Origin of the sequence: Exiguobacterium sp. s143, from assembly GCF_018618895.1 — a bacterium.
GTDB lineage: Bacteria > Bacillota > Bacilli > Exiguobacteriales > Exiguobacteriaceae > Exiguobacterium_A > Exiguobacterium_A abrahamii.
On the sequence record NZ_JACSMX010000004.1, the window covers coordinates 217219 to 232488 of the forward strand.

Annotated in this window: 13 protein-coding genes and 3 pseudogenes; 7 read left to right on the top strand and 9 right to left on the bottom strand. The window is 42.8% G+C overall.

Going from position 1 to position 15270, the window contains the following annotated elements; translation table 11 throughout:
• Position 1 precedes the first annotated feature (1 nt).
• From KNQ03_RS14035 to KNQ03_RS14050, 4 genes are all read right to left on the bottom strand, one after another.
• Complete coding sequence (locus KNQ03_RS14035) at positions 2 to 2761, bottom strand: glycoside hydrolase family 3 protein (RefSeq protein ID WP_214725213.1); 2760 nt, start codon at positions 2759 to 2761, stop codon at positions 2 to 4.
• 16 nt (positions 2762 to 2777) lie between these two features.
• Positions 2778 to 3842: an alpha/beta hydrolase gene (locus tag KNQ03_RS14040; RefSeq protein WP_214725215.1), complete on the bottom strand. Its 1065-nt coding sequence runs from the start codon at positions 3840 to 3842 to the stop codon at positions 2778 to 2780.
• Between the two features lie 191 nt (positions 3843 to 4033).
• Entirely contained in the window at positions 4034 to 5221 is a 1188-nt protein-coding gene (locus KNQ03_RS14045; protein ID WP_214725217.1) for a DUF4317 domain-containing protein, read from the bottom strand.
• An 82-nt stretch (positions 5222 to 5303) separates the two neighbouring features.
• The gene (locus KNQ03_RS14050) at positions 5304 to 5501 is read right to left on the bottom strand and encodes a hypothetical protein (RefSeq protein WP_023469832.1); all 198 of its coding nucleotides are present in this window, start codon (positions 5499 to 5501) and stop codon (positions 5304 to 5306) included.
• Between the two features lie 192 nt (positions 5502 to 5693).
• Here KNQ03_RS14050 and KNQ03_RS14055 point away from each other — a divergent pair, with 192 nt between their 5' ends.
• From KNQ03_RS14055 to KNQ03_RS14070, 4 genes are all read left to right on the top strand, one after another.
• Positions 5694 to 6314, top strand: a complete 621-nt coding sequence (locus tag KNQ03_RS14055) for an HNH endonuclease family protein (RefSeq protein WP_029343013.1) — start codon at positions 5694 to 5696, stop codon at positions 6312 to 6314.
• A gap of 15 nt (positions 6315 to 6329) precedes the next feature.
• Complete coding sequence (locus tag KNQ03_RS14060) at positions 6330 to 6569, top strand: hypothetical protein (protein ID WP_214725218.1); 240 nt, start codon at positions 6330 to 6332, stop codon at positions 6567 to 6569.
• Positions 6570 to 6725: 156 nt separating this feature from the next.
• Positions 6726 to 6878, top strand: a complete 153-nt coding sequence (locus KNQ03_RS14065) for a hypothetical protein (RefSeq protein WP_214725220.1) — start codon at positions 6726 to 6728, stop codon at positions 6876 to 6878.
• 27 nt (positions 6879 to 6905) lie between these two features.
• Entirely contained in the window at positions 6906 to 7280 is a 375-nt protein-coding gene (locus tag KNQ03_RS14070; RefSeq protein ID WP_214725222.1) for a hypothetical protein, read from the top strand.
• Between the two features lies 1 nt (position 7281).
• Here the strand turns inward: KNQ03_RS14070 and KNQ03_RS14075 are convergent, their stop codons facing one another.
• The 5 genes from KNQ03_RS14075 to KNQ03_RS14095 all read right to left on the bottom strand — a co-directional run bounded on the left by KNQ03_RS14075 (position 7282) and on the right by KNQ03_RS14095 (position 13507).
• Positions 7282 to 7758 carry a GNAT family N-acetyltransferase gene (locus tag KNQ03_RS14075; protein ID WP_214725224.1) on the bottom strand — a complete coding sequence of 159 codons (477 nt, stop codon included), beginning with the start codon at positions 7756 to 7758 and terminating at the stop codon, positions 7282 to 7284.
• 142 nt (positions 7759 to 7900) lie between these two features.
• Positions 7901 to 8542, bottom strand: coding sequence for a hypothetical protein (locus tag KNQ03_RS14080; protein ID WP_251140322.1), 642 nt, complete (start codon positions 8540 to 8542; stop codon positions 7901 to 7903).
• Between the two features lie 481 nt (positions 8543 to 9023).
• Positions 9024 to 10082, bottom strand: a complete 1059-nt coding sequence (locus KNQ03_RS14085; RefSeq protein WP_214725226.1) for a hypothetical protein — start codon at positions 10080 to 10082, stop codon at positions 9024 to 9026.
• A 507-nt stretch (positions 10083 to 10589) separates the two neighbouring features.
• Positions 10590 to 11639 carry a DUF6236 family protein gene (locus KNQ03_RS14090; RefSeq protein ID WP_214725228.1) on the bottom strand — a complete coding sequence of 350 codons (1050 nt, stop codon included), beginning with the start codon at positions 11637 to 11639 and terminating at the stop codon, positions 10590 to 10592.
• Between the two features lie 545 nt (positions 11640 to 12184).
• Positions 12185 to 13507: a phospholipase D family protein gene (locus KNQ03_RS14095; RefSeq protein ID WP_214725230.1), complete on the bottom strand. Its 1323-nt coding sequence runs from the start codon at positions 13505 to 13507 to the stop codon at positions 12185 to 12187.
• 542 nt (positions 13508 to 14049) lie between these two features.
• Between KNQ03_RS14095 and KNQ03_RS17280 the strand changes: the two are divergent.
• From KNQ03_RS17280 to KNQ03_RS17090, 3 pseudogenes are all read left to right on the top strand, one after another.
• A pseudogene (locus KNQ03_RS17280) lies at positions 14050 to 14094 on the top strand (hypothetical protein); the annotation flags it as partial.
• A 29-nt stretch (positions 14095 to 14123) separates the two neighbouring features.
• Positions 14124 to 14354: pseudogene (locus tag KNQ03_RS17085) on the top strand (transposase); the annotation flags it as partial.
• Between the two features lie 147 nt (positions 14355 to 14501).
• Positions 14502 to 15270, top strand: a pseudogene (locus KNQ03_RS17090) (IS3 family transposase); the annotation flags it as partial.

Consider the following 15270-nt stretch of genomic DNA (forward strand, 5'->3'; position numbering starts at 1 on the left):
ATCAGCCGTTCTTCATATGAAACGATTCCGCAAGCGTAAACGTCAACTCTTTTAACTCGAGACCACCGAGTGCAAAGTAGAGTTTTAAATAGTTGTGCGGGTTGAAGACGAAGACGTCCTTCGTCTGACTGACCCACTCGCCGTTCGTTCCGTTGAAGGTGAAGGTTGCGACCGGCATGTTGTTCGCAAACAACGTCACCGGCATTTGCGCCAGTTCACCGGCGTTCGAACGTGCCGTCAACGTGACCTGGTACATTCCTGTCTCTTCCGCTGTGACAGCGAAGACGTGACTGCTGCCTGTCGTCGTCACGACGTCCGTTAACGGGAAGGCATCCCCACTGACGAGGCGTTGGTGCGAGACCGCTTGATCTTCGAGCGTCTCTTCTTCGACCGGTGCCCCGAGGACCTCGACAGGTGACGCCGTTCCCATCACGCGATCCATGACCGGTGACCGGAGTAAGAACTGACAGATGTTCGCGGCACTCCGCAGTAACTCGGAACGTCGAAGTGTTCCGTCGGCGAGAGCCGTCAACGTATCATCCTCGAACGGATTCGCTCCTGGTTCACCGACGACCATGTAGAGATCGTTTTGCGAACGTACCATTGTCGCCGTTTGCTGACGGTTTGCTTCCAAACCTTCCGCATTGATTTTCGCCCACCAGTCGGTCATGACGATTCCGTCAAAGCCCCACTCATCGCGCAAGATGCGTGTGTTCTGATCGTATAAGCCGGCAGTCCAAATCCCATTGACGGCACCGTACGTTGTCATGATCGAGTATGCTTTCCCTTCCTTGACTGCCATCTCGAACCCTTTCAAGTACAACTCACGTAACGCCCGTTCTGATACGATCGAATCCAGATCATGCCGGTGGAACTCTTGGTTGTTGGCACTGAAGTGCTTCAATGTTCCCGTCACACCAACCCGGTGCATCCCGTCGAGCTGTGCCACGGCCATTTTTCCAGTCAGATACGAATCCTCCGAGAAATACTCGAAGTTCCGTCCGTTGAGTGGATGACGGTGAAGGTTCATCCCTGGTCCAAGCAACGTATCAATCTCGTTCTTCCGTAACTCGAGACCTGTCATCTCAAATAGATCGGCAATCAACGTCGTATTAAACGTCGAAGCCAGCAACGTTCCGTTCGGTAACGAGAAGGCTTTCGTCCCGATGTCCATCCGGATTCCGGACGGACCATCCGCGCAGCAGCCTGCTGGAATGCCGAGTGCTTCGAGTTCTGTCGTCACGCCACCGAAGGCGCCCGCCGTTCCCGGTGTGACGCGCGGTGAGTTCATCCCTTCCCCCCGGACGATTGCTGCGAGATCCGCATTCGTCAATTGATCGAGGAACGTCTCGAGCGTAACACGCTCTTCTTTGACGTCGCGTAACTTCCAACCGGCATCTTCCGTCTGCGTCCGGTCAACGGGACGTTCCTGTTGACGGCGTTGTTCCGGATCGATCGTCCGCAGTGGTGTCGCTTCATACGTTACCGTATATCCTGTTTCGGTCGCTTGTGGTTTGATGCGTTCAAACGCCGTCACCGGTGCCATGTTCTCCGTTAAGACGTCCGTGACGTCAAGCGTCTCGATGGAATGGCTTGCGACTGGAACCGCCGACCGGACGTCCGTTCCGAGATAGAGCTGATACGTGCCAGGTTCGATGACATAAGACGATTTATGCTCGGTGACACCACTATCGTCATAACTCGCGAATGAGGAGAACGGTACGACGAGTGTGAGAGATTCTTGCTCGCCTGATGCGAGTTCTTTTGTCTTACCGAACGTAACGAGTTGACGCGTCGGGTTCCCGAGTTGTCCTTGTGGTTTCTCAAGGTATCCTTGTACGACTTCCTTCCCGCTCGTCTGCCCGGTATTCGTCACCGTCGCCGTAACCGTCCAAGCATCAGCTGACGTCGTCACGTCTGTCGTAAGGTCAAACGACGTATACGATAATCCATAACCGAACGGATACAAGACCGCTTCCGGTGCGAACGTCTCGAAGTAACGGTACCCGACATAGATGTCTTCTTGATACAACGCGCGATCAGCATGACCGAAGTGTGGTGTTGACGGATAATCATCGAGTGAACGGACGATCGTATCTGGTAATTTTCCGGACGGCGAGACGCGACCGAGCAAGAGATCACTCAGTCCAGTTCCGCCTTCCATTCCTCCTTGCCACGCGTAGAGGACAGCACTTGGCGCCGTCTCTTCGACCCAGCGCATATCAATGATGTTCCCGACGTTCAAGACGACGACAGTTTGTTTGAAGTGTGTCGTCACGAGTCGGAGCATCTCCTGTTCCGTCTCCGTTAAAAAATAACTCCCTGGATCCGCTGTATTGTCGCGGTCTTCCCCAGCCGTACGACCGATCATGATCAAGGCAACATCGGAGTCAAGCGCTGCTTGCTGAACGAGTGTCGCGTCAAGCGGCATCTCTTCTTGCGACCACGGCTCGGCTGCCCAGCCTTCCCCTTGGTCAAACGGATGGTCTTCAAGCCAGTTCTCGTACGCCTTGAGGACGTCTGCATTCAGCGTTACGTCTCCGCGTAGCATATCGAGCGGACTGACGACGTTCGTAACGTTGACCATCCCACCTGATCCCGTACCACTTTTGTAGTAGTTGAACTGATTACGTCCGAAGACAGCGACCGTCGATGCGGGTTGCAACGGGAGCACACCATCATTTTGTAAGAGGACCGCCCCTTCCGCGACGGTTTGTCGAGCGAGTTTTGTATAGGCTTGCCAATCGAGCGTGTATGTCATACGTCATCCACCTTTATTAGTTAGTTTGAGAAAAGAGTCGTTTTAAGTCCTTCGCGATTTCGTCTAAGCTGTCTTCGGCTTGCGGATACAGACCGAGTTTATCAAGAAAGGCATGTTCCATCCCGCGGTAGTGGAGATAACGAGTCTTGACGCCAGCGCGTGCGAGCTTTTTCGCATACGCTTCCCCTTCAAGACGTAAGTAATCAAACTCTCCTGTAATGACGAGTGCCTCTGGTAGATCATCGAGCGTCGCGAACAACGGTGAGATCCGTCGATCCTTCGAATCACTTGCTTGAACATACCATTGCTCGAGGACACCTTCTTCATCTTGCAGCGACAAAATGATCCGTTCGAGTAACTGCGGTTCCGTTTGTCGGTCATACGCTTCAAGCGTCCAGTCATATTCCGAATTCGGATGTTCCCCGACATTGACGACCGGATAATACAAGACTTGATAGCGGATATACGGTGTCGGACGCTCGCGATCGAGCAAACAACAGACCGTCGCTAAGTTCCCACCGGCACTGTCGCCGGAAACCGCGATTGCACCCGGATCAATCCCAAGTCGATCAGCGTGTTCGACTGCCCAATCGATCGCTGCATGACAATCCTCAAGTCCTGTTGGAAACGGATGCTCGGGTGCTAATCGGTAGCCGACTGACAAGACGGCGACGTTCGCTTTATCGGCTAATGCCTTACATGGATTCTCGACCGTCTCGAGCGTACCACCGAAAAAACCACCTCCATGGAAATAGACGACGAGCGGGAGCGGACGTGCCGCTTCCGGACGATACAGCCGTGCTTCGATCGTGGTACCGGATCTTGGAATCGCAAAGACGTCTGTTGCGATCTGGCGGGTCGTCACGTCTTCGTTGTCCCAGCCCATGCCGGCACGCGCCAGTTCGACTGGCGACGCCCCTTCTGGAATCGAGACCGATGGACGCTGCGTGAGAACGACCTCACGGACACGCGGATCGAGTGTTCCCGGAGTCGAGACGTCAGGAATTGGCTTATCGACGATTTCGAGTCCGTCTTGATGGATGGATGAACGATTTCGTAACGTTCGTAGCAAATCTTGCATCGATACGGTAGACAAATGGATCGCTTCCTTTCTTGTCAAACTGTTATCGAAAGCGCTTTCGATAACAATTAAAAAAATTTCGAATGCCTCTTTTTCAAAAAAGAGACCGCTTACATCACAATATACCTGTCTTTGACAGGAGAAGCAAATGTTTCACCTAAAAAAATCAGCGCAGTCGCCTGCGCTGATCCTCATCGTAATTGTTCTTGTGAAACGATCGTAAAACCATCAATGATCGTGTCTTCCTCGACCTCGATCAACAGGCATCGTTTCCCTTGATAGTTGACTTGTTTGACGTACTTCAAGTCTTGCGGACTAATCGCGATGTTTGCGACCTTCGTATTGATTTTTATTGATTTCGCTTCATAGTTCGGGACGATGTTACTTGCCTTCATCTCGTATGTTGGATCGTCAACGACCGTCTTGAACGCCCGTTCGACTTGTTCCGTGCTGACATCTTCGACACCACTTGCCTTGAGCACACGCTCGACTTCTTGGACGTCGAGCATCGGTACTTCTTCCTCATCTTGATCCTCTTCGACGACGATCAACTGGTTGATGTTTTCATAGACACCAGCTAACGTCTTCGTATCCATCGATTCACCCACGACTGATTTGACGATTTCCTCGAAGATCGCTTTATCCTCATCTGCCGTGACGATCGGTTGACCGTTCAAGACGTTTTCAAGGAAGCCAAAATCCGGTTTATTCGGCTTGCCCGCCGCATACAAGACATGATTGACGTCTGCTGCGTTGTCGGTGAAGGTCGGGAAGAGAAATCCACCGATCGGCGATGCCAGTTTGATGACCGGATTGATGAATAAGTTCGACTTGAATTCCCGTTCGACAAAATCAAAGACGAGCGATTGTTTCGGTAACTCTGTCAAGTTAAGGCTACCGAGGATGAACGGCGTCGTATAGACGTCGTCATTCGGATCGATCTCTGTCTCATCCGCTTGGCGCTTCGTCGTTTTATAGTATTGTCCGCGAATGAACGTGACGACGAGGTCATTCTCGTACTGGACGTCCTGGACCATCTTCAACGCCATCGTCTGCATCTGCTCGACCCAGTCCTCCGGCTCTTCCGCATACAGTCCTTCATAAAGGAGCTGTTGCGTATGACCCGTCTCTCCTTCTTCCGGATGCGTGAACTTGACCTCGAACAGCTTGACGTCGAGTTTTCCACCTAGTACTTTCTTGAAGTTCGCAAGAAACAGCTCCTGTTGTTCCGGATCAAGCAACGGAAACGGTCGGGCTTCCTCATGATAGATTTCGCTCGTCTCTTTTCGAATATAGACGTTGTAGATTTCATGGATTTTTAGTAAATCGGCATCCATCTTGAAGTGACGACGGATGTCGGCGATGTCTTTTTTATTCATGCATACCAGCTCCTCGAATCATTAAAATCCTGCTTCCTGAAAAGCGTACCATATGCGAGATGACCCGACATCTTTTAGAAAATCAATGCGCACGGAATGAATACGCGCGTGTGACAGGATTAACGATCTCATATTCATATTCTTGGTGGGCAGCGCGAGCTTGCGCGATGCAATTATCTAGTTCTTTTGTGTTGAAATAACGTTGCGCTTCCGTCAACGTGCCACTTACGACTAAAAATACACCGAACACGATCAACCATCCTCTAATTCGTTCGTTCATGATGTAGTCTCCTTTCTTCTCCACCTAAATCCTAACATCAGACCCTTCTATATAATGACAAAAGTTTAATTTTAATAACATTTACACGATATTCATTTTCTCCTAAATAAGTGATGCCATACTAAAAATTGTGAAGGGTGTCTTCACATCATCTCGTCTCATACATAGGAGGAATGACACGTGTTCAAAGCCATCAAGTCCATCGTCATCACTACGCTCGTCTGCCTAACCGCTTTCCAATTCGATACGACGTCTGTTTCCGCGTTACCGTCGGGCATCTCATCGAAAGCGACGGCCCAGTCTCAACTCGATGCCTTAACGGTTAAAACAGAAGGCAGCATGACCGGTTATTCGCGTGATTTGTTCCCGCACTGGAGCAGTCAAGGAGGCGGCTGTGATACACGACAAGTCGTCTTAAAACGTGACGCCGATTCATATGTCGGATCGTGCCCCGTCACATCCGGTTCTTGGTATAGTTACTATGACGGACTGACATTCACGAATCCGTCTGACCTCGACATCGATCACGTCGTACCGCTTGCCGAAGCATGGCGTTCAGGAGCAAGCAGTTGGACGACGACGACACGTCAAGCGTTCGCAAACGATTTAACAGGTCCGCAATTGATCGCTGTCTCTGCGAGCTCGAACCGTTCAAAAGGAGATCAGGATCCGTCGACATGGAAGCCGACACGAGCAGGTGCGAGCTGCGCTTACTCGAAGATGTGGATCAATACGAAGAGCCGCTGGAACCTCAGCTTACAGTCGAGTGAAAAAACCGCCTTACAAACGATGTTGAACACATGTACATACTAAAAAGGAGTCGATTCGATGGAAACGAAAACCTCTACCTTTACCGCCACACATGGTGTCATGACGCAAGAAGTTGGTGTCATCAGCGGTGAACTCGAACTCCGGACGACCTGCCAGGAGGATGGGACGTTGGAACTAAAGATTGCTTACGTCGGAGCGATAGACGTCTACACGTTATCCGGAAGTTATCGTGTCCATGACGTTCGGGATCATGACGTCATCCATCAGATGCTCGTCAATGTACTAGAGCGAACATAATGAAAAACAGACGCTGTCCAAGTTAATAGACGGCGTCTGTTTTCGTTCTGTATATTCAAAATCAGATTGTCATTATTTACTAAAGTATGTGTTTTATCTGACGTTCTATCCGGTATAGTGAAAACAACGTCATTATCCTTTCGGGAGGAATACTTCATGCGAAACGTTTTGATTCCAACCGGCGTCATCTTAAGTGGTGCAGGTCTCTACATGGCACTAGAAAGTCACGTGCCTGCGTTACTCGTTACGGGTATCATCATGCTGTTTGGTTGCGGTATCGGTATCATCACGAAAGAAAAGTTGGAGTAATACATAGGTCCAGTCAGGAGGATAATTATGATTCAACAATTCCTCAAGGAACAGCAGTCGCACGCTACTATTGGTGGGTTTATCGCTAAGTCTGTCGATCCGATCCTCGCCCACGTCAATCCATCGCGTTTACAAGACAACGATCTTGTACTATTGATTCAAGCGGATCAATCGATTGTTGTCTCTTTCGCTAATTCACAAGATCAATCAGGTTGGACGCCACTATCACGAGAGCAGATTCATCAATCAAAAAGTCTACTCGCACCGAAGACATGCTATTTCAAAATTAAGCACGGTGAATATGTCGGAACCTATTTGATTTCACCGGATTTGATTGTGAATGATCAATTCAAGAGTGAGAAAGATTATTTAGAAGTTCTAACATCAACAACGAATAAGTAACTCATAAATGTTTTATCAAGACGATTTCGTCTTTAATCGGAACTCCCTTTTCATTGTATAACGGAATTTCCGGTTTTATTTTGCGTGCAAGGTCCACGGCATTCGGAATCACTTGCGATACTGTATATCCCCGATGTTGATAGAAACGTATCGCATGCTCATTATCATTCGTTGTAACGAGTGTCAGCAAGTCGCATTGTTGCTGTGCTGCCCTTTCTTCTACCACTTGCATCAATCGTGAGCCGATTCCTTTTCCTTCCTCAAGACTATCCAACGAAATGATTTCGCACGTCTGTGAAGTCATATGATAGGTAATCAGTCCAATGATTTCATGATCATCGTTTATGGCATAAAATCCATCTAAGAGACTACAATCATGAACACCTGTCGATGTTACCATTTGTGAACTGCCCCAGTGCTTGGTAAAAAAGATCTTAACCTGACTACGTGTTTTCTCTTCAATAACCTGAATAATCATTATGTCCTCCCTTCATTTTTAATGTTTATTCTATGTAACGATTCCAAGTTAAATATTCATCTAAGTCTTTCCACGTTAATAGAGTATATGGAGTTCCCGCCTCTAATTTTATAGAGACATTTTCTGCTATCACTTTTATACGTTAAGCTGGATCGTCTCTTTTTCCTGCAGGATAAACAGCTACTTTATCAAATAATAACTCTCCATCTGCTTGCATTTCTGTCCTGAAATCTAACAGATCGATTTGATCTTTTGAAGGAATTTCTTTCCCTATCCAATCACATATTTCAAAAAGAGGATATCGATCCTTCGTCCATTGTTCAATGATTTCGATAACCTTAAGAATCATGAAATTACCTGATGGTAACTGATAACTGATTGCATCACCGGTCTTTAAATTTGTTTCAGCTATGAATCTCTTTGGTACTTTTTTGGCTTGTGGCTGAGGAGAGTTAAGTTTCTCCTTCAATTTATAAAGGATGACTTCGCGTTTCTTTTTCAATTTAGGATCTTCTTCCCAACGATCAAGGTCAACACCACTATCAATGATACGCAATGCCTCACTTTTCACTTCATCTTGAAGTCTTCCTAATTTCCATTGTATTAAGGCAAAAGATAACCAAAAAGCTGTAATTTCTTCCTCATCTATCTCATCTAGGTATTCTTCAATAACAACTTTCGTTGCTTCTTCATTCGTAAAGTTGTCGCCTAATAAATCCTTATATCTAAAACTAATATCTTCTGCTATGTCATCAGACAATATTGCTACTCCCCAAGCTCCCATCTATTCTCCACCTCCGCGATTTTCATGTCCTTTTTATTAATTTAAACATGGACTTACAGAAAAAAGCGTCAAAGACATTTAGGATGTGCTTTGACGCTTCAAAAAAATATTTATAAATTACTCATGATACGATTCAGCGTATCTCTGTTACTGCGGTTTTATATTGATAATATAAACGAGTCATTAGAACCGTCCCATTGACTCCATATAATCCCTGCTCATATAACGTAGGGTATCCACAACAAGGATATTTTAATCTTTCTTTATATTTGCTAATCATACTTTTCCACTTTACACTAATTTTGTTTAACGTTTCCGTGTTTACAATGTCACCGAGCCGGACCCTCAAAGATAGACCATTTTGACGGAACTTCGTTCCCGGATAAGGGATCTAGCACGCTATTCTCTCCCTTGAAACATGCTCCCCGCACCCTGCGTAACCCAGTGTTAGATGAGATAGAAGACGTAAGTCAAAGTTCAGCTAAGAATTCTGGAACCTTTTAAAACCCTCTTTATTACTAAAAAACTCAAAAAGAATCTCACTTAACGCACTCTTTAAGCTTAAGCAGATAGAATTAATGGTCCATGATTCAACACTATATTCAAATTCATCATACGAAAAATCTTTCATGAAATTCGCTCTGTATTCTTCCAACAATTTCTGAAACGCCTCAAAGTCACCATGCGCAATTTTATTTCTCAATTTTCTAGCAATTTGACAAAATAACTCTTTATCCTCATAGTCGTTAAGTTCATTTCGCAAAAATCTAGGTAGCTTTCTTTCTAATTCTCCATGTGTTCTCCCGTTACTATTCGGGTTTATTATTAACATTTCGATTAATGACATGATCTTAAATAAATAATATGCATTATAATCTTCAGATTCATTTATAGAATTAACTATGTAATCAAAAATCCAAAAATCTCTGTCACTTTCAAGAAAATTATCAATCAGCTTTCCTACATACTTCATTGATTTAATTGCTTTTTCATAATAAGCAATTAAATAATTTTCTCTATTTACCATACTAGATGCAAAGTTCAAAATCACTGGTTTCGATCTGAAATCATCAGGGTTATATGTCATGAAAGGAATATTGGTATCACAATGAGTTCTAGCACTCCTTGAGTTAGTAAGAATATGGCAAAATCTAATAAATTTTAACGGATACTGAACTTCACATGTTGGGCTATCTAAATGAGAGTTTTTTAATTGTAGCAGGGACTTATCAAAGTCTAACACTTCTAATTGCACTAAATTACTAGCAATTACTTGTAAATAGTAATCAATATCCCCAGCAAGTACATCAGTCCAATTTGCATTGCTAACTATCTTCTCAGGTTTATACTGTGAAACTTTAAAATCACCAAAATTGTACTTCTTATTTTTTTCAAGAAAATGCTCTCTTAAAAGCATCTCTTCTTTCAAGTCATCAACGATTCCAGTCAACCATTCATCATGAAGATTAGAGATTCCAACACCTAATTTTTCGCTTAATATTGTGGGTTCAATTTTCCCGTATAAATTGATTAAAATCACTCTAACACCTCACTACCCAGTTTTAGACGAAGTCCGCGGGCTTAGCTCTAGGGACTTGCACTATACGGAAACTACTTCGGCTACTGCTTTTCTAAAACAGCAAAACTATTTGCACCAGGCATTTTAGGGTTATTTCCCATTAACCAAATCGCCATCACCATAATCCTGTAGTAATATGTCCAATATTCAAAATTCCCAGAATTATCTAATTAATTATTTCAAATTCTGAACTATATTATTCAAGAATTTTCCCATACCACTTAATAATCACCTTCAATATTCGGACCTTCCCTATAAGCCGTAACAAAGTCTTTTTCAAATGCCCATCATCGTATTCGGATCATATACTTTAGCACCGATCAGTTCAACTCCAGAGACTAACTTGTATTTAGCACTTACTTCGAGAGGATTTTGCATAATGTTTCACATGTTGACGAGGTGGATATACCTCCGATACTCTATCAATATTGTTAACATGCTTTTAGCGGAAGTAAAAATCGGAAGCTATCAGAACATTCTTGCCCTTCTTCCATGATACACATATGCAAATGGGTTGTTATCTAGAGCCTCACGTCGTATGTTGCCAATATCCTTAATTGATAAACCAATTGATAACACAGCCCCAGAAGCCAGTCCAATTCCTTTTTGAACAGGAGAAAAGGATGCCCCGAACATCTCAGCGGTACTCATTATGCCTGGCATAGACATGGATATAAGTCCATTCATTACTGAATGTTTAATATTCCACCTACATTCCTTCATTACCCTATTCAAGTCACTTACATTGGATTCAAGTCTATCTTCAAATTCAATCCAGATCCTCTTAATCTGTACTCTATCCTCAGCAGATTGTAATCTACCTTCTAATTCGTTTATCTCCATACGAAGTCTTCTAAGTTCATCACTACGTCTCTCCTTGAACAACAGAATGTCTTCAATTGAGACATCCATATTAGGAACTGGAAGAATATTGAATTGGTAATTAAGAAATGATTGACGATTGTTAGAATCCAGACTTCTTTCTGGTTTGAAAATTTTATTCTGTGTAAACATACTATCAGTACCAATTGACGTATCAGTACTGCTAATCGCAGCCAAATACTTGGCTAAAACTGACATATAAATGTCACTTAGGTGAGCATCTACTGAAATCCACTGATTATTCTCACTTCTGATTATTTCTGACTTTTCTTCGATCATCTCCATAACATGTGATGATAATTTTGATTCATGCAATCTATAATAGTCTGGTACAACTTTCGACATATATATGTCTTCTCTTCTCATAGCCTTCGTGTGATAGGGCCTATACTCATCAAACCTTATTCGAACTTCATCAATAAAGTCTTCGTACATATTTGAAGACATTACATCATCGGGTCTAGCAGGTATGAAATGACCCGTATTCATTAGATAACTCACTTCAGGTGAAATTTGGTAATCATCATTCTGATATGGCATTATTGAAGATACTTCTTCCCAATACAAAATTGCATTCCTTAACCATATTCCATCCCTAATATCAATACCGGGATAATAAAGTATTCTTCTCTTCATAAGTCCTCCTAATGAACTAGATTTTATATCCGCTAACGTTTAGAGATTTGCGCAGTTTCATACTATATTTATATTCACAAAGTTGCATAAATCTCTTGTTATCGGATGTTGAATGCCGCTCGAAGCAAGATTAATATTATTTTATAAACTCTTGCCAATCATTAAGAAGTAATTTCATTATGCTTTTTAACCTTTTATCGGAGATTTCCGTATCCCTATAATTAACGCTTGTCGTAAAAACTCGTTTACTACTCTATTTTTAATGAATATCCTTCTAAATCTAAATCAGAAAGTCAATCACGTAAAAGTTCAACAGTAAATTATACTTTTCTTTTACCACTATCTATATTTATACTCCTTTAAATTGTAACTTAGTGTCTTTAAATATTGACCTTAGCTTAATCAACTTTATCCTCATCCTTGTTTCGATGATTTTTTTAATAGTACTTATTTCAATAGTTATCTCTATTTTTTTGTTTACCATCACTTGTGATACGGTTCTCCGTATTGCCTCTAAATGATGTTTTTATTTTTTTCATATGTTTTCAGTTAGTTATTCTCCAAGTGATTAACCTATACAGGGGATATAATTTTGCGATTTTATTTTCTGCTATCTTAACGAGATTTTCTGGAGTCTCAAGATGTTCCTCATTAGGGTTTATGCGGAAAATACAAAATGATTCCAAACCCTCACTGTCATATTTCGTATAAAAATCAGTAAAATTTTTTGGATCTTCTTTATCAATATTAAAAGAATGTACAGACATGTCTTTGTTTGGATTATATATATGCCATACAAATTGTTCTCCTCTTAACTTTGCTATTTCATTATGAATTTTATCTTTGAGTCGCTCAATATTGTCCTTTAGATAATCTCTATCAATACAGCCCTTGGCAGCAGTTGCATGGAATAAACCAATTTCTATTCCCTTACTAACTACTGATATCTGCATACACGCATGCCTAATAAAACTTTCGTAAGATTCTGTTTTGCTTCCTTCAATTAATGCATCTTTACTGTGCTTACCGTAACGAAGGCAAATCCACGATAAACGCTTATAATTATGTTTAGAAGGACTAATTTGAGAGGTTATAAGTTCCGGTCTTCTTTTCGCAGACCAGTTATTGTGTAAATTCATCTTTGACATGGGATGTTTCATTAAATTATTTAGCTTAAGTAATTTGTTACGAACAACTTCTCTTCTTTTGAGAATTATAGGGTCATTCTCAGCTTGATACTTTGGAAAGAATGTCTCATAGTCTTGAAACGTGAAAAAGTATCCATCTAAGTCATGGTCAGATTCCTTAAATGGGTCTTGATTATTGACAAATAGTTCATTGATTTTACGATTTGCTTTTTGGTTAGCATCTGATAAATTTTTTAATTCTCCATCGATATCCTTATAATTTTCTATAATTTTATCCGTTACTTTCTCAGAAGCTAATAAACAATGTTTAATGAATTCCTCTAGACGTCCTATGCTATTTGATTGTACTTCATGGATTAGTTCTAGATTTCCATCCAATCCACCACGTGTAAAGTTTGCCGAACCATGAAAGGCTTTAATACCTTGGGGAGTGTAGAATATAAATACTTTTGCATGTAATTTTTCTTTGTGTACGATATATACATTGGCTAAACTAGATAATTCTTCTAATAATGCACCAGGTTTATTCATGCTAAATTCCTTAGATAAATACAGAGTAATATTATCCTTAATTAGATTGCTCTTAGCCACTAATTCTTTGATAAATTCTACTCCATAATTCGAGAAATAAGCAGATACAATAGTAATATTTTTGACCTCCAAATCCTTTACTACCTTTTTAATGTATCCCTTTTCCCATACCCATTTATCAACTTCCAATCTGCTCATAATCCCACCCACGCTTATTATTTATTATTACTAGTTTAATAACAGACCTGACCTACTTAAGAAACTAGCAAAGCTGTATATCATCTGTACTGAGTACTCCAATTCTTAAAACGATAGAATTTTCTAGGTTAGTTTCCTCTTGAAATTCTAATTCTAAAGGATTGCTTAGAATTTTATTTAACTCTTCCTTTTATTCTAATAATATCATAGCTTGGTGGGGTTAAAATGCAAATTTTCCCATCTTTTAACCATTGCTTAGATATTCATAAAGACCTTAAAATTCCTCCTCTAACATACTCCATTAAATCCTCCTGTAATTCCTTCTTTAGTGCTAATAATTCCTTTAACTGCTAGTTTTTTTTCATAGACGAATTGTAATATTAAGTGCAATACCTAGCTGAAAACACAAAAAACTCATAACGGCCTCGTGTAGAATAGAGTTACCACACAAAATTCAACGGAGGATTCGTTATGAGCTGTGTTAATCTTACCACATCAGAAAGAGTCAAAATAGAAACTTATCTAGAACTTGGATTTTCAATACGAAAGTTGCTCAGCACCTAGGACGACAGCCATCTACGATCTCACGTGAACTAAAACGGACTCCCTCGGTATCCCGATGTACTTCGCAGATCCTTATTCTTCATGGTAACGTGGCAGCAATGAGAATGCCAAAGGTCTTCTCCGTCAGTTCTTCCCAAAGGGAACGAACTTCGGAATGATAGACAAGACAGAATTGGATCACGCACTTTCTAGAATCAACAATCGACCACGAAAGTATTTGGATTGGAAAACCGCATACAAGGTCTTTTCCGAAGAAGTGTTGCGCTTAATTTGACAAACCGTCTCATAAAAAAACAGTCTACCTTCACTAATGAACTGAACCCCGAATGATAGACACTTGAAAAAAGTGCATCATTCGGGGTTTTTCGTGTGGATACGAATCGCTATAATGAACCTATTCAATCAGATGGGAGAAACGATCATGAGTAAAATCATCTTCACTATGACCCAAATCAATCAGCTCGAAGAAAATCCGAACATCGCTTCCGTATCAGAACGCTCGATCCAGTACACGACCGAGTTCAAGGTCAGGGCCGTACGTGAGAATATGGAAGGAAAGGGACCTCAACAAATCTTCACGGAGGCCGGATTCGACCTGACGGCAGAGAACGAGCTCTTAAAAAAGCTAGAGCAGTTAGAGGGGCAGGCGAAACGTCCGAACTGACACCAGCAGAGAAATATCAGGTCATCAACACCGTCATCCGCATCGCACAGATTAAGAATCTCGTCCGCCCACTATGTGAGATTGCCGGAGTGAGCCGCAGTGGCTATTACGCTTGGTTGAACCGTTCCGAGGCGGATTCCCTACGGGAAGAGCGTGATCATCTAGATGCGACACTCCTCAAGAGCATCCATGATAGCTATAAAGGCAAAGTCGGCTATCGGGGGCTGTACATGGAGGTGTTCGCCACCCTCGGTTTCCCGATCAACCATAAACGGATTCTCCGACTGATGCGCAAATTTAACATCGTGACTAAAATCCGGAGGATGAACCCTTATCGCAAGCTCTCTCGGGCGACGCACGAGCACCGCGTCGTGCCGAACCGATTGAACCGCGAGTTCCGGCAGAGCGAGCCCGGGAAGGTATTCGTGACCGATATCACCTATCTCCCCATCGCCTCCGGCGAGAACGTCTATCTGTCTTGTGTGAAGGACGTCGCCACACGCGAGATCGTGGCATACAAACTATC

Excerpts from the sequence above, each read along its gene's own strand:
- KNQ03_RS14035 (WP_214725213.1), bottom strand. The coding sequence starts at position 2,761 with ATGACATACACGCTCGATTGGCAAGCCTATACAAAACTCGCTCGACAA.
- KNQ03_RS14040 (WP_214725215.1), bottom strand. The coding sequence starts at position 3,842 with ATGCAAGATTTGCTACGAACGTTACGAAATCGTTCATCCATCCATCAA.
- KNQ03_RS14045 (WP_214725217.1), bottom strand. The coding sequence starts at position 5,221 with ATGAATAAAAAAGACATCGCCGACATCCGTCGTCACTTCAAGATGGAT.
- KNQ03_RS14050 (WP_023469832.1), bottom strand. The coding sequence starts at position 5,501 with ATGAACGAACGAATTAGAGGATGGTTGATCGTGTTCGGTGTATTTTTA.
- KNQ03_RS14060 (WP_214725218.1), top strand. The coding sequence starts at position 6,330 with ATGGAAACGAAAACCTCTACCTTTACCGCCACACATGGTGTCATGACG.
- KNQ03_RS14065 (WP_214725220.1), top strand. The coding sequence starts at position 6,726 with ATGCGAAACGTTTTGATTCCAACCGGCGTCATCTTAAGTGGTGCAGGT.
- KNQ03_RS14070 (WP_214725222.1), top strand. The coding sequence starts at position 6,906 with ATGATTCAACAATTCCTCAAGGAACAGCAGTCGCACGCTACTATTGGT.
- KNQ03_RS14075 (WP_214725224.1), bottom strand. The coding sequence starts at position 7,758 with ATGATTATTCAGGTTATTGAAGAGAAAACACGTAGTCAGGTTAAGATC.
- KNQ03_RS14080 (WP_251140322.1), bottom strand. The coding sequence starts at position 8,542 with ATGGGAGCTTGGGGAGTAGCAATATTGTCTGATGACATAGCAGAAGAT.
- KNQ03_RS14090 (WP_214725228.1), bottom strand. The coding sequence starts at position 11,639 with ATGAAGAGAAGAATACTTTATTATCCCGGTATTGATATTAGGGATGGA.